We start from the raw sequence: 24,082 nt of genomic DNA, 5'->3' as shown, positions 1-24,082 counted from the left end.
GTAGATAAAAACCAGCCCGTTCGATAGTCTTCGCCGAATGTCAAAGGAAGAATCGGGCCGCCTTTTCTCGAAGGTGGCCAAATTTGTCCGCAATCCGCTCAAGGATTGGTCGGAGCTGGATGCGCCTTCCTCCGCGACGTCGGACTCCTCGCTGCCCGATCAGACGTACAGCCGGGAGATGCTCAAGGAGATGATCGAGCGGCGCCAGCGCAACGATTTCGTTCGCCGGCGCGAGTTCGACATGCTGCGCAAGCTGCGCCAGCGCGAGGCGGCCGCCCATGCCTTCGAGGCAACGGTCACGCCGTCGTCATTCAACGTCAACAGCTCTTCGGAAAAGTCCGAGGGCCGCGCGCTCACGCTCAAGAAGATCGACGAGATCGAAGAGCAGATGTCGCAGCAATGGTGGAAGGGTCGCGGCCCGAACGGCGAAACGCTGGTCAACCCGCCGCCCGATGCCGGCGCCGAGACGCTGCCGCCGGTGCATGTCGACGATCTGCTCCAGCCGCCTCCCGTGCATCGCGCGGTGGCGGCTGTGGCGCCCGTGGCGGCCGCGAGTGCGGCGGCCAGCGCTGGCGGTGCGCCGCCGCTGCTGTCCTCCAGGCTGGCGCACGACGGCGCGCTGGAAGAGGCGGTGATCCGCTTCGCGCACGGCGACGATGCCGGTGCCGAGGCCATCCTGCTGCAGGCGCTGGCGTCCGACACCCCGCCGGGCACCGACGGCGAGAACGATGCAGCGGCCGAGCGCGACGACAGCCGCTGGCGCACCCTGTTCGACCTGTACCGCGCCACCGGCGACGCCGCCAAGTTCGCGGCTGCCCGCATGCGTTACGCGGCGCGCATGAAGCGCATGGGACCCGATTGGGTGTCGCTCGAAGAGCTGGCCCGCAGCGTGAAGGCGGTCACCGCCAGCGAAGAGGCCGAGCAGGGCGGTGGTGACGGCGCGCTGGCCGACTGGAACAGCCCCGCGCGGCTGGCCCGCGACGGATTGATGAGCCTCACGCGCGCCCTGTCGCAGGCCGGTTCGGTCTGGACGCTCGACTGGCGTGCGCTGACCGCCATCGAGCTCGAAGCGGCTGCGCCCATGCGCGTGCTGCTGACCCACTGGGCCGATTCGCCGGTCAAGCTGCGCTTCATCGGCTCCGCGCAATTGCTGGCCGTGCTGGCCGAGGCGGCGCCCAACAACGAGCGCGGCACGGACGACATCTGGTGGCAACTGCACCTGGCCGCGCTGCGCGTCATGCACCTGCCCGATGACTTCGAGCTGGTCGCGCTCAACTACTGCATCACCTACGAGGTGTCGCCGCCGTCCTGGCAGGACCCGCAGGGCGAATGCACCGCGCTCGCCGCGCCGCCGCCGAGCAAGGGCAGTTCGGTGTGGTCGCTCCTGTCGAGCGCGGAATCCGAGAGCTTTCCTTCGCACGACACCGGCTTTGCCGCGCTGGCGGGCGACCTGCGCGGCGAATCGCTGTCGTCCTGGCAGCGGCTGGACACGGACCTGCGGCACACCACGGCGCCCGTCATTTCATGCGCGGCGCTGCTGCGCATGGACCTGGCGGCGGCCGGCACGCTGCTGAGTTGGGTGCGGGCGCGGGATGCCAACGGCGAGCGGGTGCAGTTCGTCGATGCGCATCGGCTGATCGCCGCGCTCTTCGGCCTCGTCGGCATTGCAGACCACGCCACGGTAGCCGTTCGAAAGAACTGAAACCGGCCCTGTCTCGGGGTTGCATTGCCTTCGGCCATCCCCAGATGGCTTCGATGGAACAGTTTCACGGCACCACCATCGTGAGCGTGCGCCGCAAGACCCCCCAAGGCGACCAGGTCGCCATTGGCGGGGACGGGCAGGTCACTCTCGGCAATATCGTCATCAAGGGCACGGCGCGCAAGGTGCGCCGCCTCTATCACGGCAAGGTGCTGGCCGGCTTTGCCGGCGCCACCGCCGACGCCTTCACGCTCTTCGAGCGCTTCGAGGCCAAGCTCGAAAAGCACCAGGGGCACCTGACCCGCGCGGCAGTCGAACTCACCAAGGATTGGCGCACCGACCGCGTGCTGCGCAAGCTCGAGGCGATGCTGGCCGTGGCGGATGCCACCACCTCGCTCATCATCACCGGCAACGGCGACGTGCTGGAGCCCGAGGACGGCGTGATCGCCATCGGCTCGGGCGGCGCATATGCCCAGTCGGCAGCCAAGGCGCTGATCGACAACACCGACCTTTCGGCCGAGCAGATCGTGCGCAAATCGCTGGCGATCGCCGGAGAAATCTGCATTTACACGAACATGAACCACACGGTGGAAGCGCTCTGACCATGTCCATGACCCCCCAGGAAATCGTCTCCGAGCTGGACAACCACATCGTCGGCCAGCCCGCTGCCAAGCGCGCCGTGGCCATCGCCCTGCGCAACCGCTGGCGCCGCCAGCAGGTCGACGAAAAGCTGCGCAGCGAGATCACCCCGAAGAACATCCTCATGATCGGCCCGACGGGCGTGGGCAAGACCGAGATCGCCCGCCGCCTCGCGCGCCTGGCGGATGCGCCCTTCATCAAGGTCGAGGCGACCAAGTTCACCGAGGTGGGCTACGTCGGCAAGGACGTGGATTCGATCATTCGCGACCTCGCTGAAATCGCCGTCAAGCAGACCCGCGAATCCGAAAGCGCCAAGGTGCGCGCGCGCGCGGAAGACGCCGCCGAAGACCGCATCCTCGACGTGCTGCTGCCCCCGGCGCGCGGTGCCGACGGCACGACCCCGGCGATCGACGGCCCCAACCCCACGCGCCAGGCGTTTCGCAAGAAGCTGCGCGAGCACCAGCTGGACGACAAGGAAATCGAACTCGACCTGGCCGAAACCCGCACGCCGCTGGAAATCATGGGCCCCGCCGGCATGGAGGAGATGACCGAGCAATTGCGCGGCATGTTCGGCCAGATGGGCGGCGGCAAGCGCAAGACGCGCAAGCTCAAGATCGCCGAGGCGCTGCGCCTGCTGATCGACGAGGAGGCCGCCAAGCTCGTGAACGAGGACGAGATCCGCGCGCAGGCCATCACCAACGCCGAGCAGAACGGCATCGTCTTCATCGACGAGATCGACAAGGTCGCCACGCGCAGCGAAGCGCAGGGCTCCGACGTGTCGCGCCAAGGCGTGCAGCGCGACCTGCTGCCGCTGGTGGAGGGCACGGCCGTGACCACCAAGTACGGCGTGGTCCGCACCGATCACATGCTGTTCATCGCGAGCGGCGCGTTCCACCTGAGCAAGCCGAGCGACCTGATTCCCGAGCTGCAGGGGCGCTTTCCGATCCGTGTCGAGCTGCAGTCGCTCTCGGTGTCGGACTTCGAGAGCATCCTCACGCAGACCCGCGCGTCGCTCGTGAAGCAGTACCAGGCGCTGCTCGCGACCGAGGGCGTGACGCTCGATTTCCAGCCCGACGGCGTGACCCGCCTGGCGAGCATTGCGTTCGAAGTGAACGAGCGCACCGAGAACATCGGCGCGCGCCGTTTGTCGACCGTGATGGAGCGCCTGCTCGATGAGGTAAGCTTCGACGCGGCCCGCATCGAAGGCCAGACGATCCGCATCGATGCCGCTTACGTCGACGAGCGCCTTGCGGCACTAAGTCACGACGAAGACCTTTCGCGCTTCATCCTCTGAAGCTGCTTCTCTTCCCGCTGTAACGGGGGAATGCTTCACGCATTACTTTCACTGCGTGAGCTAAGTACTTAATGCTCAACGAAATTCGCCGATTCCAAGCTTTTGGAATCGGTGCTAAGTCGTTGATTCCATTACAAAAAATACCACCAACGGCCAGTTGCGCCCCAAGTGTTTCCTGCTACAGTGCAAAAAAGTGCAGTTAAGTGGGAAAAAGTGCGGATAGTGCCCCTTTCGGGTATTGCAGCACCTCCCAACACAGGGGTTCGTGGTCGTGTTTCAAGGCGCTTCATCGCTCAGTCTGGATGCCAAGGGGCGGCTCTCCGTGCCGACCCGGCACCGTGACGTCCTGAGCGCGACGGCAGGCGGCCAGCTCACGATCACCAAGCATCCGCACGGGTGCCTCATGGTGTTCCCCCGTCCCGAATGGGAAAAATTCCGCGAGCGCATCGCTGCGCTGCCGATGTCGGCGCAGTGGTGGAAGCGTGTCTTCCTGGGCAATGCGATGGACGTCGAGATGGACGGCACGGGCCGCATCCTGGTGTCGCCCGAACTGCGCGCCGCGACGGGCATCGTGCGCGACACGCTGCTGCTGGGCATGGGCAACCACTTCGAACTCTGGGACAAGGCCACCTACGAGGCCAAGGAGGCCGAGGCCACCCAGGGCGAGATGCCGGATGTGTTTCAGGACTTCGCGTTCTGAGGACCCACGTGAACACCCCATGGACCCATACGACCGTCTTGCTGAACGAAGCGGTGGAAGCCCTTCTTTCCGGCAGCGCGACGGCCACCGGCACCTACGTGGATGCGACCTTCGGGCGCGGAGGGCATGCGCGCGCGATCCTCGCGCGGCTCGCTCCGGAAGGCAGGTTGATCGCGTTCGACAAGGATGCGGAAGCGGTGGCCGAAGCAGCGCGCATCTCGGATGCGCGTTTTTCCATCCGGCACCAGGGATTCCGCTCGCTGGGCGAGCTGCCCGACGCCAGCGTGGCGGGCGTGCTGATGGACCTGGGCGTGAGCTCGCCGCAGATCGACAACCCGGTGCGCGGCTTCAGTTTTCGATTCGACGGCCCGCTCGACATGCGCATGGACACCACGCGCGGCGAGAGCGTGGCCGAATGGCTGGCAACGGCCGAACTTCAGCAGATTGCAGAGGTGATCCGTGACTATGGCGAAGAACGGTTTGCTGTTCAGATTGCAAAGGCGATTGTTGCTCGCCGACAAGAACGGGGCGCAATTTCAACCACCACCGAACTGGCCGAGCTCGTGGCTGGCACGGTCAAAACCCGCGAGCAGGGCCAGAACCCTGCAACGCGCACATTTCAGGCTTTTCGGATTTTCATCAACGCCGAGCTTGAAGAGCTGCAACAGGCGCTAGAGGCGAGCCTGTCCGTGTTGCAGCCTGGAGGCCGGCTCGCGGTGATCAGCTTCCATTCGCTGGAAGATCGCATCGTCAAGCAGTTCATCGCCAAGCACTCGAAGGAGGTCTACGACCGTCGAGCGCCTTTCGCTGCGCCCAAGGTGATGAAGCTCAATGCGCTCGAGCGCATCAAGCCGTCCGAAGACGAAGTGCGCGGCAACCCGCGCTCGCGCAGCGCGATCCTGCGGGTCGCCGAACGCACCGAGGCCAACTGACATGGCCCGGCTCAACCTCCTTCTGCTGATGGCCGTCATCGCGACGTCGCTCTATCTCGTCCACACGCAGTACCGCTCGCGCCAGCTCTACACCGAGCTCGACCGCGTGCAGCAGGAGGCCCGCCGCCTCGAGACCGACCGCGACCGCCTGCAGGTCGAGAAGCGCGCCCAGGCCACGCCGCTGCGCGTGGAGAAGCTCGCCAAGGAGCAGCTGCAGATGCGCACCACCACGCCGGCCATCACGCAGTACGTGCGCCCGGACGGTTCGGTGATCCCGGCCGTCGCGCCGCTGCCGCCCGTGACGCCGCCCAAGCCGGCCGCCACCACCGCCAGGGGGGCTGCACGATGAGCCGCCGCGACCGCAGCGTGCGCTACACCACCAGCCCCTTGCTCGCGAGCAAGACGCCCGTGTGGCGCAGCAAGTTCATCGTCGCGGGCATCGCGTTCGGCTTTCTCGGGCTGGCGGGGCGGGCCGCGTACGTGCAGGTCTTCAACAACAGCTTCTTCCAGCGGCAGGGCGAAGTGCGCTTCGCGCGCACGCTGGAGCTGCCGGCCAACCGCGGCCGCATCCTGGACCGCAACGGGCTCATCCTCGCCTCCAGCGTGGTGGCGCCCAGCATCTGGGCGATTCCCGAGGACATCGAGCGCGACGACCCCGAGGTGCGCGCCAAGCTCAAGCAGGTGGCCAAGCTGCTGGAGATGCCGCAGAAGGACTTCGACAAGAAGCTGCAGGACGAGGACAAGACCTTCGTCTGGATCAAGCGCCAGGTCGACGAGCCCATCGCCAAGCAGATCGCCGCGATGAACCTCAAGGGCATCTACCAGCGCAAGGAATACAAGCGCCAGTACCCCGAGGGCGAGGCGGCCGCGCACGTGGTCGGCTTCACCAACGTGGAAGACAGCGGCCAGGAAGGCATCGAGCTCGCGTTCAACGGCGACCTGGCCGGCAAGGCGGGCTCGCGCCGCGTCATCAAGGACCGCCTGGGCCGCGTGGTCGAGGGCGTGGGCGACATCGTGCCGCCGCTGGACGGCAAGGACATCCAGCTGAGCGTCGACAGCAAGGTGCAGTTCTTCGCCTACCAGAAGCTGCGCGACGCCGTGACGGCCCGCAAGGCCAAGGCCGGCAGCGTGGTGGTGCTCGACTCGGTCACCGGCGAGGTGCTGGCGCTGGCCAACTACCCGAGCTACGTTCCCGACAAGCGCCAGAACCTCACCGGCGAACAGCTTCGCAACCGCGCCATCACCGACACCTTCGAGCCCGGCTCGACGATGAAGCCGATCACCGTCGGCATGGCGCTGGAAGCCGGCCGCGTGAAGCCCTCCACGCTGATCGAGACCGGCCCCGGCCGCTACCAGATCGGCGGCTTCACCATCAGCGACACCCACAACTACGGCACGCTGACGGTCGAGGGCGTCATCCAGAAGTCGAGCAACGTCGGCGCGCTCAAGATCGCGCAGAAGATGACCCCGCACGAGATGTGGGACACCTACACCGCGCTGGGCTACGGCCAGAAGCCGCAGATCCAGTTTCCCGGCGCGGTCACCGGGCGCCTGCGTCCCTGGAAGACCTGGAAGCCGGTCGAGCAGGCCACCATGGCCTACGGCTACGGCCTGTCGGCGTCGCTGTTCCAGATGGCGCATTCGTACACCTCGTTCGCGCACGACGGCTCGATCATTCCGGTCACCATCCTCAAGATCGCCGAGGCGCCGGTCGGCGTGCGGGTGTTCTCGCCCTCCAACGCGCTGGCCGTGCGCAAGATGCTGCAGATGGCCGCCGGCCCCGGCGGCACCGGCACGCGCGCGCAGACGGTCGGCTACTCGGTCGGCGGCAAGTCGGGCACGGCCCACAAGCAGGTCGGCAAGGGCTACGCGAGCAACAAGTACCGCGCCTGGTTCACCGGCATGGCGCCCATCGAGAAGCCGCGCATCATCGTCGCGGTGATGATCGACGAGCCCTCCGACGGCCAGTACTTCGGCGGCCTCGCCGCGGCGCCCGTGTTCAGCGAAGTCGTGCAGCAGACGCTGCGCATGATGAACGTCGCCCCCGACCTCGCAGTCAAACCCCTGGTGATGACGCAGGGCGTCGACGAGAGCTTCTGAGCATGCTGACACTCACTTCCCCCCAACTGGCCGCGCTCTGGCTCAAGGAGCGCGTTCAGGGTGCGCTGCATGCCGACAGCCGGCCGGTGGGCGCGGGCGACGGCTTCGTCGCCTGGCCCGGCGCCGCGACCGACGGGCGCAAGCATGTGGCGGCGGCGCTCGCGCAGGGCGCTGCAGCCTGCCTGGTCGAGTACGAAGGCGTCGACGCCTTCGGCTTCGATCGAAGCGAATACGGCGATCGCATCGCGGCCTACCCGGGCCTGAAGGCGGCCACCGGCCCGATCGCTTCGGCCTTCCACGACGACCCCTCGGCACAGCTCGACGTGCTGGCCGTGACAGGCACCAACGGCAAGACCTCCACAGCCTGGTGGCTGGCCGAATCGCTTTCCACGCTGCGCGCGGCAGGCGGCGTGCGCGCGATGCAGCCCGACGGCACCATGGAGCGCGGTGCGCCGTCGCCCTGCGCCGTGATGGGCACGCTGGGCATTGGCGTGCCGCCCGAGCTCACCTACACCGGCCTCACGACGCCCGACCCCGTGATGATGCAGGGCGCATTGCGCGACATGGTCGCGCACGGCTTCGGCGCCTGTGCCATCGAGGCCTCGTCGATCGGCATCGCCGAGCGCCGGCTCGACGGCACCCGGATCGCGGTCGCGGTGTTCACCAATTTCACCCAGGACCACCTGGACTACCACGGCAGCATGGATGCCTACTGGGCAGCCAAGGCCGAACTCTTCCGCTGGCCGGGCCTGCGTGCCGCGGTGATCAACATCGACGACATGCACGGCGCGAGTCTGTGCGCCAACCTCGTGGACGCCGGCATCGGCGCGCTCGACGTCTGGACCGTGTCGGCCGGCGGCAAGGCCGCGCGCCTCGTGGCGCGCGACATCGGCTACGACGCGCAGGGCCTGCAGTTCTCGGTGGCCGAGCACGGCACCGCATCGGTCGAGCGGCTTTCCACCGGCCTGATCGGCCAGTACAACGTGGCCAACCTGCTCGGCGTGCTCGGCACGCTGCGCGCGCTGGGGCTTTCGCTGTCGCAAGCCGTGGCGGCTTGCGCCAACCTCACGAGCGTGCCCGGCCGCATGGAGCGGGTGAGCGTCGGCGGCAATGCGCCGCTGGCCGTGGTCGACTATGCCCACACTCCCGACGCCCTCGACAAGGCGCTCGCTGGCCTGCGCCCGCTGGCGCAACAGCGCGGCGGCGCGCTCTGGTGCCTGTTCGGCTGCGGCGGCGATCGCGACCCGATCAAGCGCCCGATGATGGCCGCCGTCGCCGAGCGCCAGGCCGACCACGTCGTCGTGACCAGCGACAACCCGCGCAGCGAAAAGCCCGACGCGATCATCAGCCAGGTGCTGCGCGGCTTCTCGCACTCCGACGCCGCCCAGGTGCAGCCCGACCGCGCCGCCGCCATCGCCGATGCGATCGCGCAGGCCGCGCCGCAGGACGTGGTGCTCATCGCCGGCAAGGGCCACGAGGCCTGGCAGGAGATCGCGGGCCAGCGCCTGCCGTTCTCCGACAAGACCCATGCGCTGGATGCGCTGACCAGGCGAGGTGCAGCATGAGTCGCCGGGCCGTTCCCAAGACGAATTCCGCAGCGCGAAACGCGGAGGTCTCCGAATGAGCGATATGACGCCGCTCGACCTGACGCTCGCCCAGGCGCAGCAATGGATTCCGGGCTCGCGCCTCGTGGGTGACCCGGCAACAGTCATCGCGCGTGTGCACACCGACACCCGCACGCTGGCGCAGGGCGACCTGTTCGTCGCGCTCAAGGGCGAGCGCTTCGACGCCAACGAATTCCTCGCGCAGGCCAGGGAGCAGGGCGCGGTCGCGGCCATCGCCCACCACGGCCTCGAAGCCGCCGGCCTCGCGGGCCTTGAAGTGCCCGACTCGCTGGCCGCGCTCGGTGCGCTCGGCGCGGGCTGGCGCGCGCAGTTCGAGCTGCCGCTGATCGCGGTCACCGGCAGCAACGGCAAGACCACCGTCACGCAGATGATCGCGGCCGTGCTCGTCGCCTTCCGCGCCGATCGCGCGCTGGCAACCGCCGGCAACTTCAACAACGAGATCGGCGTGCCGCTCACGCTGCTGCGCCTGCGGGCGCGCCACCAGCACGCGGTGCTGGAGCTGGGCATGAACCATCCGGGCGAGATCGCGCGGCTGGCCGCCATCTCGCGCCCGACCATCGCGCTGGTCAACAACGCGCAGCGCGAGCACCAGGAATTCATGGCCACCGTCGAAGCGGTGGCCATCGAGAACGCCGCCGTGTTCGCGGTGCTGCCCGACGACGGCACGGCCGTCTTCCCGTATGGCGACACCTTCACCTCGCTCTGGACCGACATGGCGCACGACGGCGGCTCGCGCCGCTGCATGACCTTCGGCGAAGACGCGGACGCCGACATCTCGCTGGACAGCGCCGAATGGAAGCAGGGCGCATGGGCGGTCCGCATCCGCACGCCGCTGGGCGCCTTCGATGCGCAGTTGCACATCGCCGGCCGCCACAACGTGGGCAACGCGCTGGCGGCCACGGCCTGCGCGCTTGCCGCGGGCGTGCCGATCGAGCGCATCGCCGCCGGCCTCAGCGCCTTCGAGCCGGTCAAAGGCCGCTCCAAGGCCAGCGAAGTCGTGCTGTCGAACAAGCACACGCTCACGCTGGTCGACGACAGCTACAACGCCAACCCCGATTCCGTGATCGCCGCCATCGACGTGCTGGCGGGCCTGCCCGGTCCGCGCCTGCTGGTGCTCGGCGACATGGGCGAGGTCGGCAACCGCGCGCCCGAGTTCCACGCCGAGGTCGGCGCCTGGGCCAGGCAGCGCGGCATCGAGGCCGTCTACACGCTCGGCGCCGAGACGGCGCACACCGTCGCGGCCTTCCAGGACGCGGACAACGGCCGTCATTTCGGCGACTACGACGCACTGCACGCCGCCGTGCTGGCGCGCCTGCCGCTGGTCGGCAGCGTGCTGGTGAAGGGCTCGCGCTTCATGAAGATGGAGCGCGTGGTGCAGGCGATTGGCGATCTCGCTCAGTCACATCCCAAAACAACAAAAGGAGGCCGGTCATGACGCATGAGCCGCGCGACACCACATGCTGATGAGCCTGGCCCAATGGCTGCAGACGCTTTCGCCCGAGTTCGGGTTCCTGCGCGTTTTCCAGTACCTCACCTTCCGCGCGCTGATGGCGGCGCTCACGGCGCTGGTCGTCGGCCTGGTGGCCGGCCCGTACGTGATCCGCCGGCTCGCCGCGCTCAAGATCGGCCAGCCGGTGCGCGGCTACGGCATGGAGACGCATCTCACCAAGAGCGGCACGCCCACCATGGGCGGCGTGCTGGTGCTGTTCGCGATCGCCTTCGCCACGCTGCTGTGGTTCGATATCTCGAACCGTTTCGTGTGGATCGTGCTGTGGGTGACGATGGGCTTCGGCGCCATCGGCTGGGTCGACGACTGGCGCAAGGTGGTGCGCAAGGACCCGGAAGGCATGCGCTCGCGCGAGAAGTACTTCTGGCAATCGTTGGTCGGGCTGCTCGCGGGCTTCTATCTCCTCTTCAGCATTTCCGAGAGCTCCAACTGGCGCGTGCTGCAGCTGTTCTTCGCCTGGGTGCAGTCGGGCTTCGACCTTGACTTCCCGCCCAAGATCAACCTGCTGGTGCCCTTCTTCAAGGAAGTGAGCTATCCGCTGGGCGGCATCGGTTTCGTGATCCTCACCTACCTGGTGATCGTGGGTGCGAGCAACGCGGTCAACCTGACCGACGGGCTCGATGGCCTGGCGATCATGCCGGTGGTGATGGTGGGCTCGGCGCTGGGCGTCTTCGCCTATGTCACGGGCAGCGCGGTGTATTCCAAGTACCTGCTGTTCCCCAACATCCCGGGCTCGGGCGAACTCCTGGTGTTCTGCTCGGCGATGGCCGGCGCGGGCCTGGCGTTCCTCTGGTTCAACACCCATCCGGCGCAGGTCTTCATGGGCGACGTGGGCGCGCTCGCGCTCGGCGGCGCGCTGGGCACCATCGCGGTCATCGTGCGCCAGGAGATCGTGTTCTTCATCATGGGCGGCATCTTCGTGGTCGAGGCGATCTCGGTGATGGCGCAGGTCATGTACTTCAAGTACACGAAGAAGCGCTATGGCGAAGGCCGCCGCGTGCTCAAGATGGCGCCGCTGCACCACCACTTCGAGAAGAGCGGCTGGCGCGAGACGCAGGTCGTGGTGCGCTTCTGGATCATCACGATGCTGCTGTGCCTCGTGGGTCTTTCGACGTTGAAGCTGCGGTGAGAAAGAGCCGATGCGCCATCTGAAAGACCTCCCCGTCCTCGTCCTCGGCCTCGGTGCGTCCGGCCTGGCGATGGCGCGCTGGTGCGCGCGCCACGGTGCGGTCGTGACCGTGGCGGACACGCGCGAGGCGCCCGCTGCGCTCGCGACGCTGCAGGCGGAGTTGCCCGCGGTGACGTTCGTCGGCGGGCCGTTCTCGGCCGCGCTGATCGAGGGCACGCCGATCCGCGCGGTGTACCGCTCGCCGGGACTGTCGCCCGAGACCATCGCGCCAGTCGTCGATGCGGCGCGCGCGGTGGGCCTCACGGTCGGCGGCGAACTCGATCTCTTTGCGCGCGCATTGCTGGATCTTCGAACGGTCGAAGTGCCGGTGGTGGAAGTCGCCGAAGCCGAGCCTGAAGCCGCGGCCGAACCAGTTGCAGAAGCGCCTGCCGAACCCGCGCTGCCCGAGGCACAAGCCGAGCTGGCGTTGACCGTCGAGCCGGCGGAAGCTGCGCGTGTTGAAGCAGCCGACGTCCGAGTCGCTCCGGAAGTGCCGGTAGTGCCGGCTACGACGGAAGAAGCGGTCGAAGCCGAAGTGGCTGCGCCTGCGCCTGCGGAGACGACCGGAGTCGTTGAAGCGGCCGAAGAGCCTGCGCAAACCGTAGAACCCGTTCCAGCAACCGAAAGCACGGACGCTGCCGAACCGATCGACGCAGCACCCGAATCCGCAACGCCGGCAACGCCTGCAATGGCGGAGGCCATGCCGCGCGATCCTTCGCTGAGCGTTCCGGTCTCGCCGCCTGCGGAAGACGATGCCGCACCGTCGGCAGAAGCCGCAGCAACCACCGATGCCGCGCCCGAAGCGACGACGCCGGCACCTGCACCTGCCACCGGCTCCCGTCTTCCCGCCACCGGCAAGCCCTACGTTCCCACGGCCGCCCGCGAGGCCGCCGAGTTCGTCGCCAAGATCGCCGAACTCTCGGCCACCAATCCGGCCTCCGCCGCGGTGGAGGAAGAGCCGACCGCCCAGTTGCCCCTGGTGCCCATCGAAGAACCGCAGGCGCCCAAGGGCTACACGCCCGCGGTGCTCGCCATCACCGGCACCAACGGCAAGACCACCGTCACCGCGCTCACCGGCCAGCTGGTCGAGCGCGCGGGCAAGCGCGTGGCCGTCGCCGGCAATATCGGCCCGACGCTGCTCGACACCCTGGCCGCGCACATCGACGCCGAGACGCTGCCCGATGTCTGGGTGCTCGAACTCTCGAGCTTCCAGCTCGATGGCGTGCAGGGCTTCGAGCCGACCGCCGCCACCGTGCTCAACCTCACGCAGGACCACCTCGACTGGCACGGCGACATGCCGGCCTACGCGGCGGCCAAGGCGCGCATCTTCGGCGCGCAGGGCCTCATGATCCTGAACCGCGACGACGCGGGCGTGATGGCGATGCTGCCGCCGCCCGTGCGGGTGAAGCTGCAGCGTCCGCAGATCCGCACGCACGTCACCTTCGGCAGCACGATGCCGCTGCGCCCGGGCGACTACGGCATCGAGCGCATCAACGGCATCGCCTGGCTGGTGCGCGCGCTGGAAGCCGACGAAACGCAGAAGCGCAAGCGCGGCGCGGTGGTCGAAGAAGAAATCTTCTTCCAGCGCCTGATGCCCGCCGACGCGCTGCGCATCCGCGGCCGCCACAACGCGATGAACGCACTGGCCGCGCTGGCACTCGCCACAGCCGCCGACTGCCCGCTGGGCCCGATGCTCTACGGCCTGCGCGAATACCGCGGCGAGCCGCACCGCGTGGAGCCGATCGCGCTGATCGACGACGTGGAGTACTTCGACGACAGCAAGGGCACCAACGTCGGCGCGACGGTCGCCGCGCTGAATGGCCTGGGCGAAGACCGCCGCGTGGTCGTGATCCTCGGCGGCGAGGGCAAAGGCCAGGACTTCGAACCGCTCGCCGCACCCGTGGCGCAGCACGCGCGCGCCGTCGTGCTGATCGGCCGCGATGCGCCGCTGATCGAGGCCGAGCTGGCCCACACCGGCGTCTCGCTGATGCACGCCGCTTCGATGGACGAAGCCGTGAAGCTGGCCGCCGCGCGCGCCAACCCCGGCGATGCCGTGCTGCTGTCACCGGCCTGTGCGAGCTTCGACATGTTCAAGAACTACGAGCACCGCGCCGAGGTGTTTCGCGAGGCCGTGCAAACGCTCGCGGACAACCCGCGCGGCATGTCGGCCGACGGCTCGTCTCCGGAGGAAGCGCTGTGAACTCCGCTGCTGCAGGCGCCTCGACGCCAGATACCCGCACCGGTCGCTTCGGCGGCTGGTTCCGGCGCGCCCGCAGCGGCATCGATTCGCTGCCGGTGCACCTGCCGGTGCGCCTGGGCGGCGCCGGCATTTCGCAGACCAAGGCCACGCCGATGCGCGTGCTGGGCTTCGACCAGGCGCTGGTGTGGGTCACCGTGGCGCTCCTGACCTGGGGCCTGGTGATGGTGTATTCGGCCTCCATCGCGCTGCCCGACAACCCGCGCTTCGCGCGCGCCGGCTACAACGCCTCGTTCTTCCTCACGCGGCACGCGGCTTCGGTGGCGTTCGCCTTCATCGCGGCGCTGCTGGCCTTCCAGATCCCGATGAAGACCTGGGAGCGCGCCGCGCCCTGGCTCTTCGTGGCCTCGCTGCTGCTTCTCGTGGCGGTGCTCATTCCGCACATCGGCATCAACGTGAACGGCGCGCGCCGCTGGTTGCCGATGGGCTTCATGCGCTTCCAGCCCTCGGAACTGGCAAAGCTCGCGATGGTGCTCTACGCCGCCAGCTACATGGTGCGCAAGATGGAGATCAAGGAGCGGTTCTTCCGCGCCGTGCTGCCGATGGGCATCGCGGTGGTGGTGGTCGGCATGCTGGTGATGGCCGAGCCCGACATGGGCGCGTTCATGGTGATCGCGGTGATCGCCATGGGCATCCTGTTCCTGGGCGGCGTGAACGCGCGCATGTTCTTCGTGATCGCCGCGCTGGTGGTGGTGGCCTTCGGCACCATCGTGGCGAGCAGCCCGTGGCGCCGCGAGCGCATTTTTGCGTACCTCGACCCGTGGAGCGAGGAGCACGCGCTCGGCAAGGGCTACCAGCTGTCGCACTCGCTGATCGCCATCGGCCGCGGCGAGATCTTCGGCGTGGGCCTGGGCGGCAGCGTCGAGAAGCTGCACTGGCTGCCCGAGGCGCACACCGACTTCCTGCTCGCCGTGATCGGCGAGGAGTTCGGCCTGATCGGCGTGCTGCTGATCATCGGCCTCTTCCTCTGGCTGACCCGCCGCGTCATGCACATCGGCCGCCAGGCCATCGCGCTGGACCGCGTGTTCTCGGGCCTTGTGGCCCAGGGCGTCGGCGTGTGGATCGGCTTCCAGGCCTTCATCAACATGGGCGTGAACCTCGGCGCGCTGCCGACCAAGGGCCTGACCTTGCCGCTGATGAGCTTCGGCGGCTCGGCCATTCTGATGAACATGATCGCGCTGGCAGTGGTGCTGCGCATCGACTATGAAAATCGCGTTCTTATGCGCGGAGGCCGCGTATGACAGGGCGTACTGCACTCGTCATGGCCGGCGGCACCGGCGGCCACATCTTTCCGGGCCTCGCGGTGGCCGAGGCATTGCGCGAGCGCGGCTGGCGCGTGCACTGGCTGGGCGCGCCCGGCAGCATGGAAGAAAAGCTCGTGCCGCCGCGTGGCTTCGCGTTCGAGCCGGTGCAGTTCGGCGGGGTGCGCGGCAAGGGCCCGCTCACGCTGTTCCTGCTGCCGTTGAAACTGCTGCGCGCCTTCTGGCAGAGCTTTCGCGTGGTGCGCCGCGTGAAGCCCGACGTGCTGGTGGGCCTGGGCGGCTACATCACCTTTCCGGGCGGAATGATGGGCGTGCTGCTCAACAAGCCGCTGGTGCTGCACGAGCAGAACTCGGTCGCCGGCCTTGCCAACAAGGTGCTGGCGGGCGTGGCAGATCGCGTGTTCACCGCCTTCCCCAATGTGCTGAAGAAGGCGCAGTGGGTGGGCAACCCGCTGCGCACGGCGTTCACATCGCAGCCCGATCCGGCCACGCGTTTCGTGGGCCGCAGCGGTCCGCTCAAGCTGCTCGTCGTGGGCGGCAGCCTCGGCGCGCGCGGCCTCAACACCGTGGTGCCGCAGGCGCTGGCCCGCATCGAGCCGGCCACGCGCCCGCAGGTGCTGCACCAGAGCGGTACCAAGCAGATCGACGAGCTGCGCGCCAACTACACGGCCGCCGGCGTCGAGGGCGAACTCACGCCGTTCATCGAAGACACGGCGCAGGCCTATGCCGACGCGGACATCATCGTCGCGCGCGCCGGTGCCAGCACCGTCACAGAAATCGCGGCCGTCGGCGCAGCAGCGCTGTTCGTGCCTTTTCCCTCGGCGGTCGATGACCACCAGACCACCAACGCGCGCTTCCTCGTGGACGCGGGCGGCGGCTGGCTGGTGCAGCAGGCCGACCTCACACCTGAATTGCTGGCTGATTTGCTACAGAAAACCGAGCGCACCGCGCTGATCGAGAAGGCCGCCAAGGCCAAGACCATGCAGAAGACCGAAGCCGTGGAAGCGGTGGTCCGCGCTTGCGAGGAGCTTGCCAAATGAAGCACGCCATTCGCCACATCCACTTCGTCGGCGTCGGCGGCTCGGGCATGAGCGGCATCGCCGAGGTGCTGCTCAACCTGGGCTACAAGATCACCGGCTCCGACCTGTCCGACAGCGCCACGCTGCGCCGGCTTGCGGGCCTGGGCATCGGCACTTTCGTGGGCCATGCGGCCGCGCACATCGACGGCGCGGACGCGGTCGTCACCTCGACTGCCGTGCAGCCGGACAACGCCGAAGTGCTGGCCGCGCGCGAGAAACGCATTCCGGTCGTGCCGCGCGCGCTGATGCTGGCCGAGCTGATGCGCCTGAAGCAGGGCATCGCGATCGCCGGCACGCACGGCAAGACCACCACCACGAGCCTCGTGGCAAGCGTGCTCGACGCGGCCGGGCTCGACCCGACCTTCGTGATCGGCGGGCGCCTGAACAGCGCGGGCGCGAACGCACAACTGGGCAGCGGCGACTACATCGTGGTGGAGGCCGACGAGTCGGATGCCTCGTTCCTGAACCTGCTGCCCGTGATGGCGGTGGTCACGAACATCGACGCCGACCACATGGAGACCTACGGGCACGACTTCGCGAAGCTCAAGAAGGCCTTCGTCGACTTCCTGCACCGCATGCCGTTCTATGGCGTGGCGATTCTCTGCACCGACGATCCGGCGGTGCGCGACATCGTGGCAGACGTCACCTGCCCGGTCACCAGCTACGGCTTCGGCGAGGACGCCCAGGTGCGCGCGATCGACGTGCGCGCCGTTGGCGGCCAGATGCATTTCACCGCGCAGCGCCGCAACGGCGTGACGCTGCCGGACCTGCCCATCGTGTTGAACCTGCCGGGCGAGCACAACGTGCGCAATGCGCTGTCTGTGATCGCGGTGGCGGTCGAGCTGGGCATTCCCGACGAGGCGGTGCAGCGCGGCCTCGCGGGCTTCAAGGGCGTGGGCCGCCGCTTCCAGAGCTACGGCGAAGTGCGCGTGCCGGGCGATGCCGGCAGCTTCACCGTGATCGACGACTACGGCCACCACCCGGTCGAGATGGCGGCCACGATCGCCGCCGCGCGCGGCGCGTTTCCGGGCCGCCGGCTGGTGCTGGCGTTCCAGCCGCATCGCTACACCCGCACGCGCGATTGCTTCGAGGATTTCGTGAAGGTCATCGGCACGGCCGATTCGGTGCTGCTCGGCGAGGTCTATGCCGCGGGCGAGGCGCCCATCGTGGCCGCCGACGGCCGCACGCTGGCGCGCGCGCTGCGCGTGGCCGGCAAGGTGGAGCCGGTGTTCGTCGACGACATCGCGGCCATGCCGCAAGCGGTGCTGGACAACGCGCGCCCGGGCGACGTGGTGCTGTCCATGGGCGCCGGTTCCATCGGCGCGGTGCCGGGCAAGGTGGTCGAGCTCGGCGGCGCCGCCGCACCATCTTCAACAACATCGGAGCGCGGCTCGCGCAAGGGGAGGGCGTCGTGAGCCTTCAGGATCCAAAACTCTTCGGCAAGGTCGCCGTGCTGTTCGGCGGCAGTTCCGCGGAACGCGAAGTCTCGTTGATGTCGGGCACCGGCGTGCTGGAGGCGTTGCGCTCGCGCGGCGTCGACGCGCATGCCTTCGATCCGGCCGAGCGCGAGCTGGTCGAGCTCAAGCGCGAAGGCTTCGCGCGCTGCTTCGTCGCGCTGCATGGCCGCCATGGCGAAGACGGCACGGTGCAGGGCGCGCTCGAACTGCTCGGCATTCCCTACACCGGCTCGGGCGTCATGGCCTCGAGCGTGGCGATGGACAAGGTCATGACCAAGCGCATCTGGCAGGCCGACGGCCTGCCGACCCCCAAGTACGTGCGCCTGGCCTTCGACCAGCAAAGCCGCGAGCAGGTCATGGTGGTGCCCGACGTGCTGGGCCTGCCGCTGATCGTGAAGCCGCCGCGCGAGGGCTCGTCCATCGGCGTGACCAAGGTCGAGGGCTATTCGCAGATGCAGGACGCCGTCGCGCTCTCGGCCAAATACGACGCCGACGTGCTCTGCGAGGAGTTCATCGAAGGCGAGGAAGTGACCTGCGCCGTGCTCGGCCAGGGGCTCGACGCGCGTGCGCTCCCGGTGGTGCGCATCGCCGCGCCCGAAGGCGCCTACGACTACCAGAACAAGTACTTCACCGACGACGTGAAGTACCAGTGCCCGAGCGGCCTGCCGGCTGCCGAGGAGCACGAGATCCAGCGCATCACGCTGGCCGCGTACCACACGCTCGGCTGCCGCGGCTGGGGCCGCGCCGACGTGATGATCCGCGCCAGCGACCGCAAGCCCTTCCTGCTCGAGATGAACACCTCGCCCGGCATGACCAGCCATTCGCTGGTGCCGATGTCGGCGCGTGCGGCCGGCATTCCCTACGAAGAGCTGTGCTTGCGCGTGCTGGCCTCCGCTTCGCTGGACGCAAAGGGAGGCGCGCAATAGCCATGGCCGACAGCATCCCCGCGCCCTTCGACGTCAAGCTCATGAACATCGTGGCGAACCTCGCGTTCGTGGCGGTGGCGTTCATGCTGCTGGCGGCGGGCGCCTGGTGGGTGCTGCGCCAGCCTTTCTTCCCGCTCGCGGGGATCAAGGTGGACGGCGAAGTGACGCACAACAACGCGGTCACGCTGCGCGCCAACGTGGCGCCGCAGCTGTCGGGCAACTTCTTCACCATCGACCTGGCGCGTGCGCGCACCGCCTTCGAGGCGGTGCCGTGGGTGCGCAGCGCGGTGGTGCGGCGCGAGTTCCCGAACAAGCTGCGCGTGACGCTGACCGAGCAGGTGCCGGTGGCCAGCTGGGGCGACGAGGCCGGCTCCAAGCTCATCAACGGTTTCGGCGATGTGTTCGAGGCGAACGTGGCCGAGGTCGACGAGAACCTGCCGCGCCTGGACGGCCCCATCGAGCAGGCCGGGCAGGTGCTGGGCATGTACCGCGTGCTCGCGCCGCAGTTCCAGCCCTACGACTTCGGCATCGACGAGCTCACTCTGTCCAGCCGCGGCAGCTGGAAGGTGGTGCTGGACAGCGGTGCGCAGATCGAGCTGGGGCGCGGGCAGAGCGAAGAGGTGTCGGCCCGGTTGCAGCGCTTCCTGAAGACCGTGACGCAGGTCGCGGGCCAGTACCACCGCACGGTGGCCGACGTCGAAGGCGCCGACCTGCGCCACAACGACGCGTATGCATTGCGGCTGCGCGGCGTCACCACGGTCTCACCCGAGACCCCAAGAAGAATCAAGTAGCGCACAGCGAGAAATCGAGGACATATCTCAATGCCCAAAGAATACAAAGACCTGGTCGTAGGACTGGACATCGGCACCGCCAAGGTGATGGTGGTCGTGGCCGAGGTGCTGCCCGGCGGCGAGCTCAAGCTCGCCGGGCTCGGCATCGCGCCGAGCAATGGCTTGAAGCGCGGCGTGGTGGTGAACATCGACGCCACGGTGCAGAGCATCCAGCAGGCGCTGAAAGAAGCCGAGCTGATGGCCGATTGCAAGATCAGCCGCGTCTACACCGGCATCACCGGCAGCCACATCCGCGGCATCAATTCGAGCGGCATGGTGGCGGTGAAGGACAAGGAAGTGACGCCCGCCGACGTGGCCCGCGTGGTGGAAACCGCGCGCGCGATCAACATCTCGAGCGATCAGCGCCTCCTGCTGGTGGAGCCTCAGGAGTTCGTGATCGACGGCCAGGACGTGAAGGAGCCGATCGGCATGAGCGGCATGCGCCTGGAGGCCAAGGTGCACATCGTGACCGGCGCGCAGAGCGCGGCCGAGAACATCATCAAGTGCGTGCGCCGCTGCGGCCTGGAGGTCGACCAGCTGATGCTCAACCCGCTGGCCTCCAGCCAGGCGGTGCTGACCGAAGACGAGCGCGAACTGGGCGTGGTGCTGGTGGACATCGGCGCGGGCACGACCGACGTGGCGATCTTCACCAACGGCGCGATCCGCCACACGGCGGTGATCCCGATCGCGGGTGACCTCATCACCAGCGACATCGCGATGGCGCTGCGCACGCCCACCAAGGACGCGGAAGACATCAAGGTCGAGAGCGGCTATGCCAAGCAGCTGCTGGCCGACCCCGACCAGCAGGTGGAAGTGCCGGGCCTGGGCGACCGCGGCCCGCGCATGCTGAGCAAGCAGGCCCTGGCCGGCGTGATCGAGCCGCGCATCGAGGAGATCTTCTCGCTCGTGCAGCAGGTGGTGCGCGAGTCGGGCTACGAAGAGGTGCTCTCTTCGGGCGTGGTGCTCACCGGCGGCAGCGCGGTGATGCCGGGCATGGTCGAGCTCGGGGAAGACATCTTCCTCAAGCCCGTGCGCCGGGGCATCCCGAAGTATTCCAGCGCGTTGTCCGACATGGTGGCGCAGCCCCGTGCGGCTACCGTCATGGGCCTGCTCGAGGAGGCGCGCTTCGCACGCATGCGCGGCTTCAAGGTCGCGCAGAAGAACGGGTCGGTAAAGACTGCGTTCGGACGTTTCAAGGACTTCATCGTGGGGAACTTCTGACCATGAACCACTCCCCACTCTGGCTCGCTCGCGGCAGTCCGCCGTTGCATTTCAACGAGCGATGGCGACGCACAGGTCCACCATCGTGACGACGCTCTCGTTGAACACGTCACGGCAAAAGAATTATTCATAGATACAAAACGGCAACTGCAATATTCAAGGAGTTAGAAATGACCATCGAAATGATCGAAGTCGAAGAATTCAATCAAGGCACGCAGATCAAGGTGATCGGTGTGGGCGGCGGTGGCGGCAATGCAGTCGCCCACATGATGGAGCGTGGTGTGCAGGGCGTGCAATTCGTGTGCGCCAACACCGACGCGCAGGCGCTCACCCGCAGCAACGCGAACAAGATCATCCAGCTGGGCACCAGCGGCCTGGGCGCCGGCAGCAAGCCCGACAAGGGCCGTGAAGCCGCCGAAGCCGCCGTGGACGAAATCCGCGCGGCCATCGACGGCGCGCACATGCTGTTCATCACCGCCGGCATGGGTGGCGGCACGGGCACCGGCGCTGCGCCGGTGATCGCGCGCGTCGCCAAGGAAATGGGCATCCTGACCGTGGGTGTTGTGACCAAGCCCTTCGACTGGGAAGGCGGCCGCCGCATGAAGAACGCGGACGACGGCCTGGCCGAGCTCGAAGCCAACGTCGATTCGCTGATCGTGGTGCTCAACGAGAAGCTGCTCGACGTGCTCGGTGAAGACATCACCCAGGACGAAGCCTTCGCGCACGCCAACGACGTGCTCAAGAACGCCGTGGGCGGCATCTCGGAAATCATCAACGAGTACGGCGGCGTGAACGTCGACTTCGAAGACGTGCGCACCGTGATGGGCGAGCCCGGCAAGGCCATGATGGGCACGGCTGCGGCCGCGGGTCCGGACCGCGCGCGCATCGCTGCCGAACAGGCCGTGGCCTGCCCGCTGCTCGAAGGCATCGACCTGTCGGGCGCGAAGGGCGTGCTGGTGCTGGTGACGGCATCGAAGGGTTCGCTGAAGCTGAACGAGTCGAAGCTCGCGATGAACACCATCCGCGCCTACGCCTCGCCCGATGCGCACGTGATCTACGGCGCTGCCTACGACGAAGCCCTGGGCGACGAGATGCGCGTGACCGTGGTGGCCACGGGCCTCTCGCGCGCGGACGCACGCCGCCAGGCCCCGACGCTGGAAGTCATTCGCACCGGCACCGACAACATCCCGTTCAACGTGCCCACGATGGGCATGGGCGGAACGGGCGGCCACACCAGCGGTCACGGCGGTGGTGGCAACCAGCCGAACTACGACGGCATGGCGGTTCCCAGCGTGTGGCGCACCAACCGCACGATGGCCGCGGCCAAGGTGGATGCGCTGTCGTCGGGCGGCATGGACGACTTCGAGATTCCGGCATTCCTGCGCCGTCAGGCCGATTGACTGGGCTCACCCCCAGGCCGTGCGCACTTCGTGTCGCTTCGCCAGCCCCCTGCCCGGGGCAACACCAGCGGCCCGGCAAAGCCGGTTCCGCTGTGTTTCGCGAAGTGACTCAACGCGACGCAGAGGGCACGAGGGTTCGCAAGGGGTACGGGGAAGACCTGAAAGGGACTTCTGCCGGCTCTAGGCGCTGCGTCCAGCTCGTGCCCTTTGCGTCCATTGCCGGGATTGCATAGAACCCATGTCTATCGCTGCCATAGCGAGGGGAATAGGCCGCCACACCCGTGGCGCGCCTAAAATCCCCGGCGTGCTGCAACAACGAACCCTCAAGTCGATCAGCCGCGCCGTGGGCGTGGGGCTTCATAGCGGCCAACGCGTGGAACTGACCCTGCGACCGGCCCCGGCCGACACGGGCATCGTGTTCCGCCGCGTCGACCTCCCCGAGCCGGCCGAGATCCGCATGACGGCCGAAGCGGTCACCGACACGCGCCTCGCCTCCACGGTCTCCACCGGCGGCGCGAAGGTGCAGACGGTCGAGCATCTGATGTCGGCCTGCGCCGGCCTTGGCATCGACAACCTCTACATCGACATCACGGCCGACGAAGTGCCCATCCTCGACGGATCGGCTTCGTCCTTCGTGTTCCTGCTGCAAAGCGCGGGCATCGAGCTGCAGAAGGCACCGCGCCGCTTCATCCGCGTGACCCGCAAGGTCGAGGTGCGCGAAGGCGAGGGCGCCAACGAGAAGTGGGCGAGCCTTGAGCCGTACCACGGCTACAAGCTGAGCTTCGAGATCGACTTCGATCACCGCGTGGTCAATTCCACCGGCCAGCGCGTGGAGTTCGACCTCGGCACCGATTCGTACAGCCGCGACATCGCGCGCGCCCGCACCTTCGGCTTCACGAAGGAAGTCGAGTACATGCGCAGCAAGGGCCTGGCTCTTGGCGGGGGCCTCGACAACGCCATCGTGATGGACGACACCAAGGTGCTCAATGCCGGCGGCCTGCGCTACGACGACGAGTTCGTGAAGCACAAGATCCTCGACGCGATGGGCGACCTGTACATCATCGGCAAGCCGCTGCTCGCCGCCTACACCGCGTTCCGCTCGGGCCATGCGCTCAACAACAAGCTGCTGCGCGAACTGCTCTCGCACAGCGATGCCTACGAGATCGTGACCTTCGACGACGAGAAGCGCGCACCGCGCGGCTTCGGCGAAGTGGCGCGGGCCTGGTAGGCGCGCCGCCGCCCAGACGATGCTTCTCTTCCGCTGGGCCATCCTGTTGCTTTTGCTGGTGGCCGGCGTGTCGTTCGCGTTCTATGCGGGCACCGGGCAGGCCAAGTACCGGCGCGTCGGCTGGATCGTGCTCAAGTGGACGCTGCTCGCTGCGTTCGGCTTCTTCGCGGTGCTGATCGCCGAGCGCGTCGCCTAGCTCGTCGTCCCGGTCAGCGCGAACGCCCTTGCCGGTAGGTGCCGGCATGCGTCTTCGACAACTCCGCCGCCTGGGCCAGCCGTGCCATCGACCGCCCCACCTGCGCATGCGTGATTGCGATGCCCAGTGCGTCGGCCGCATCGGCGCCGGGTAGGCCTGGCAGGTCGAGCAGGCGCTTGACCATCTCCTGCACCTGCGCCTTGGCCGCCTGGCCGTGGCCCGCCACCGCCTTCTTCATCTGCAGCGCGGTGTATTCGGCGACCGTGAGGTTGCTGTTCACCAGCGAGGTCACGCAAGCGCCGCGCGCCTGTCCCAGCAGCAGCGTCGACTGCGGGTTGACGTTGACGAAGATGATTTCCACCGCCGACGCATCGGGCTGGTAGCGCGCGGCGATTTCCGCGATGCCGTCGAACAGCACCTTCAGGCGCGCCGGCAGGTTCCCGCTGCCCAGGTGCCGCGTGCTGATGGTGCCGCTGGCCACGTAGCGCAGTGCATGGCCGTCCGCGTCCACCACGCCGAAGCCGGTGGTCAGGAGGCCAGGGTCGATGCCGAGGATGCGCAT

General features: G+C 67.9%; 21 protein-coding genes. 20 read left to right on the top strand and 1 reads right to left on the bottom strand.

Annotation, left to right across the window (positions count from 1 at the left end):
* The first annotated feature begins 37 nt into the window (after positions 1-37).
* The 20 genes from RT97_RS08670 to RT97_RS33400 all read left to right on the top strand — a co-directional run bounded on the left by RT97_RS08670 (position 38) and on the right by RT97_RS33400 (position 23,520).
* Complete coding sequence (locus RT97_RS08670) at positions 38-1,702, top strand: STAS domain-containing protein (protein ID WP_042578380.1); 1,665 nt, start codon at positions 38-40, stop codon at positions 1,700-1,702.
* A 53-nt stretch (positions 1,703-1,755) separates the two neighbouring features.
* Positions 1,756-2,301, top strand: a complete 546-nt coding sequence (gene hslV / locus RT97_RS08665; protein WP_042578379.1) for an ATP-dependent protease subunit HslV — start codon at positions 1,756-1,758, stop codon at positions 2,299-2,301.
* A gap of 2 nt (positions 2,302-2,303) precedes the next feature.
* The gene (gene hslU / locus RT97_RS08660) at positions 2,304-3,632 is read left to right on the top strand and encodes an ATP-dependent protease ATPase subunit HslU (protein ID WP_042578378.1); all 1,329 of its coding nucleotides are present in this window, start codon (positions 2,304-2,306) and stop codon (positions 3,630-3,632) included.
* A 271-nt stretch (positions 3,633-3,903) separates the two neighbouring features.
* Entirely contained in the window at positions 3,904-4,332 is a 429-nt protein-coding gene (mraZ, locus tag RT97_RS08655) for a division/cell wall cluster transcriptional repressor MraZ (protein ID WP_012746060.1), read from the top strand.
* An 8-nt stretch (positions 4,333-4,340) separates the two neighbouring features.
* A complete protein-coding gene (rsmH, locus tag RT97_RS08650) occupies positions 4,341-5,264 on the top strand; it encodes a 16S rRNA (cytosine(1402)-N(4))-methyltransferase RsmH (protein WP_042578377.1) in 924 nt (307 codons plus the stop codon).
* Position 5,265: 1 nt separating this feature from the next.
* Positions 5,266-5,613, top strand: coding sequence for a cell division protein FtsL (ftsL, locus tag RT97_RS08645; RefSeq protein WP_042578376.1), 348 nt, complete (start codon positions 5,266-5,268; stop codon positions 5,611-5,613).
* Entirely contained in the window at positions 5,610-7,364 is a 1,755-nt protein-coding gene (locus RT97_RS08640) for a peptidoglycan D,D-transpeptidase FtsI family protein (RefSeq protein WP_042578375.1), read from the top strand. The genes ftsL and RT97_RS08640 overlap by 4 nt, the downstream gene beginning before the upstream one ends.
* A 2-nt stretch (positions 7,365-7,366) precedes the next feature.
* Positions 7,367-8,929 (top strand): UDP-N-acetylmuramoyl-L-alanyl-D-glutamate--2,6-diaminopimelate ligase, encoded by a 1,563-nt coding sequence (locus tag RT97_RS08635; RefSeq protein ID WP_042578374.1) that lies wholly within the window; start codon positions 7,367-7,369, stop codon positions 8,927-8,929.
* 55 nt (positions 8,930-8,984) lie between these two features.
* Positions 8,985-10,424, top strand: a complete 1,440-nt coding sequence (locus RT97_RS08630; protein ID WP_042578373.1) for a UDP-N-acetylmuramoyl-tripeptide--D-alanyl-D-alanine ligase — start codon at positions 8,985-8,987, stop codon at positions 10,422-10,424.
* Between the two features lie 22 nt (positions 10,425-10,446).
* Positions 10,447-11,625 carry a phospho-N-acetylmuramoyl-pentapeptide-transferase gene (gene mraY / locus RT97_RS08625; protein ID WP_042578372.1) on the top strand — a complete coding sequence of 393 codons (1,179 nt, stop codon included), beginning with the start codon at positions 10,447-10,449 and terminating at the stop codon, positions 11,623-11,625.
* 10 nt (positions 11,626-11,635) lie between these two features.
* On the top strand, positions 11,636-13,864 hold the full coding sequence (murD, locus tag RT97_RS08620; protein ID WP_042578371.1) for a UDP-N-acetylmuramoyl-L-alanine--D-glutamate ligase: 2,229 nt from the start codon (positions 11,636-11,638) through the stop codon (positions 13,862-13,864).
* Positions 13,861-15,162 carry a putative lipid II flippase FtsW gene (gene ftsW / locus RT97_RS08615; protein ID WP_042578370.1) on the top strand — a complete coding sequence of 434 codons (1,302 nt, stop codon included), beginning with the start codon at positions 13,861-13,863 and terminating at the stop codon, positions 15,160-15,162. The genes murD and ftsW overlap by 4 nt, the downstream gene beginning before the upstream one ends.
* Complete coding sequence (gene murG, locus RT97_RS08610) at positions 15,159-16,223, top strand: undecaprenyldiphospho-muramoylpentapeptide beta-N-acetylglucosaminyltransferase (protein ID WP_042578369.1); 1,065 nt, start codon at positions 15,159-15,161, stop codon at positions 16,221-16,223. Before ftsW ends, murG begins: the two co-directional genes overlap by 4 nt.
* The gene (murC, locus tag RT97_RS08605) at positions 16,220-17,677 is read left to right on the top strand and encodes a UDP-N-acetylmuramate--L-alanine ligase (RefSeq protein WP_042578368.1); all 1,458 of its coding nucleotides are present in this window, start codon (positions 16,220-16,222) and stop codon (positions 17,675-17,677) included. The genes murG and murC overlap by 4 nt, the downstream gene beginning before the upstream one ends.
* Complete coding sequence (locus tag RT97_RS08600; RefSeq protein WP_042578367.1) at positions 17,674-18,645, top strand: D-alanine--D-alanine ligase; 972 nt, start codon at positions 17,674-17,676, stop codon at positions 18,643-18,645. The genes murC and RT97_RS08600 overlap by 4 nt, the downstream gene beginning before the upstream one ends.
* Before the next feature lie 2 nt (positions 18,646-18,647).
* Positions 18,648-19,436, top strand: coding sequence for a cell division protein FtsQ/DivIB (locus RT97_RS08595; RefSeq protein WP_042578366.1), 789 nt, complete (start codon positions 18,648-18,650; stop codon positions 19,434-19,436).
* 30 nt (positions 19,437-19,466) lie between these two features.
* The gene (gene ftsA / locus RT97_RS08590) at positions 19,467-20,696 is read left to right on the top strand and encodes a cell division protein FtsA (protein ID WP_013539446.1); all 1,230 of its coding nucleotides are present in this window, start codon (positions 19,467-19,469) and stop codon (positions 20,694-20,696) included.
* A gap of 170 nt (positions 20,697-20,866) precedes the next feature.
* Positions 20,867-22,096, top strand: coding sequence for a cell division protein FtsZ (gene ftsZ, locus RT97_RS08585; RefSeq protein WP_042578365.1), 1,230 nt, complete (start codon positions 20,867-20,869; stop codon positions 22,094-22,096).
* Between the two features lie 304 nt (positions 22,097-22,400).
* Positions 22,401-23,324, top strand: a complete 924-nt coding sequence (gene lpxC, locus RT97_RS08580) for a UDP-3-O-acyl-N-acetylglucosamine deacetylase (protein ID WP_042578364.1) — start codon at positions 22,401-22,403, stop codon at positions 23,322-23,324.
* A gap of 19 nt (positions 23,325-23,343) precedes the next feature.
* Positions 23,344-23,520, top strand: a complete 177-nt coding sequence (locus RT97_RS33400) for a hypothetical protein (RefSeq protein WP_172672175.1) — start codon at positions 23,344-23,346, stop codon at positions 23,518-23,520.
* 13 nt (positions 23,521-23,533) lie between these two features.
* Here the strand turns inward: RT97_RS33400 and ruvC are convergent, their stop codons facing one another.
* A complete protein-coding gene (gene ruvC / locus RT97_RS08575) occupies positions 23,534-24,082 on the bottom strand; it encodes a crossover junction endodeoxyribonuclease RuvC (RefSeq protein WP_042578363.1) in 549 nt (182 codons plus the stop codon).

Origin of the sequence: Variovorax paradoxus (assembly GCF_000834655.1) — a bacterium.
Taxonomy (GTDB): domain Bacteria; phylum Pseudomonadota; class Gammaproteobacteria; order Burkholderiales; family Burkholderiaceae_C; genus Variovorax; species Variovorax paradoxus_F.
This window is presented reverse-complemented; position numbering and strand designations above follow the sequence as displayed.

What these genes read in the sequence shown, in the direction of transcription:
- RT97_RS08670 (WP_042578380.1), top strand. Translation starts at nt 38, where the DNA reads ATGTCAAAGGAAGAATCGGGCCGCCTTTTCTCGAAGGTGGCCAAATTT.
- hslV (WP_042578379.1), top strand. Translation starts at nt 1,756, where the DNA reads ATGGAACAGTTTCACGGCACCACCATCGTGAGCGTGCGCCGCAAGACC.
- hslU (WP_042578378.1), top strand. Translation starts at nt 2,304, where the DNA reads ATGTCCATGACCCCCCAGGAAATCGTCTCCGAGCTGGACAACCACATC.
- ftsL (WP_042578376.1), top strand. Translation starts at nt 5,266, where the DNA reads ATGGCCCGGCTCAACCTCCTTCTGCTGATGGCCGTCATCGCGACGTCG.
- RT97_RS08640 (WP_042578375.1), top strand. Translation starts at nt 5,610, where the DNA reads ATGAGCCGCCGCGACCGCAGCGTGCGCTACACCACCAGCCCCTTGCTC.
- RT97_RS08635 (WP_042578374.1), top strand. Translation starts at nt 7,367, where the DNA reads ATGCTGACACTCACTTCCCCCCAACTGGCCGCGCTCTGGCTCAAGGAG.
- RT97_RS08630 (WP_042578373.1), top strand. Translation starts at nt 8,985, where the DNA reads ATGAGCGATATGACGCCGCTCGACCTGACGCTCGCCCAGGCGCAGCAA.
- mraY (WP_042578372.1), top strand. Translation starts at nt 10,447, where the DNA reads ATGCTGATGAGCCTGGCCCAATGGCTGCAGACGCTTTCGCCCGAGTTC.
- murD (WP_042578371.1), top strand. Translation starts at nt 11,636, where the DNA reads ATGCGCCATCTGAAAGACCTCCCCGTCCTCGTCCTCGGCCTCGGTGCG.
- murG (WP_042578369.1), top strand. Translation starts at nt 15,159, where the DNA reads ATGACAGGGCGTACTGCACTCGTCATGGCCGGCGGCACCGGCGGCCAC.
- murC (WP_042578368.1), top strand. Translation starts at nt 16,220, where the DNA reads ATGAAGCACGCCATTCGCCACATCCACTTCGTCGGCGTCGGCGGCTCG.
- RT97_RS08595 (WP_042578366.1), top strand. Translation starts at nt 18,648, where the DNA reads ATGGCCGACAGCATCCCCGCGCCCTTCGACGTCAAGCTCATGAACATC.
- ftsA (WP_013539446.1), top strand. Translation starts at nt 19,467, where the DNA reads ATGCCCAAAGAATACAAAGACCTGGTCGTAGGACTGGACATCGGCACC.
- ftsZ (WP_042578365.1), top strand. Translation starts at nt 20,867, where the DNA reads ATGACCATCGAAATGATCGAAGTCGAAGAATTCAATCAAGGCACGCAG.
- RT97_RS33400 (WP_172672175.1), top strand. Translation starts at nt 23,344, where the DNA reads ATGCTTCTCTTCCGCTGGGCCATCCTGTTGCTTTTGCTGGTGGCCGGC.
- ruvC (WP_042578363.1), bottom strand. Translation starts at nt 24,082, where the DNA reads ATGCGCATCCTCGGCATCGACCCTGGCCTCCTGACCACCGGCTTCGGC.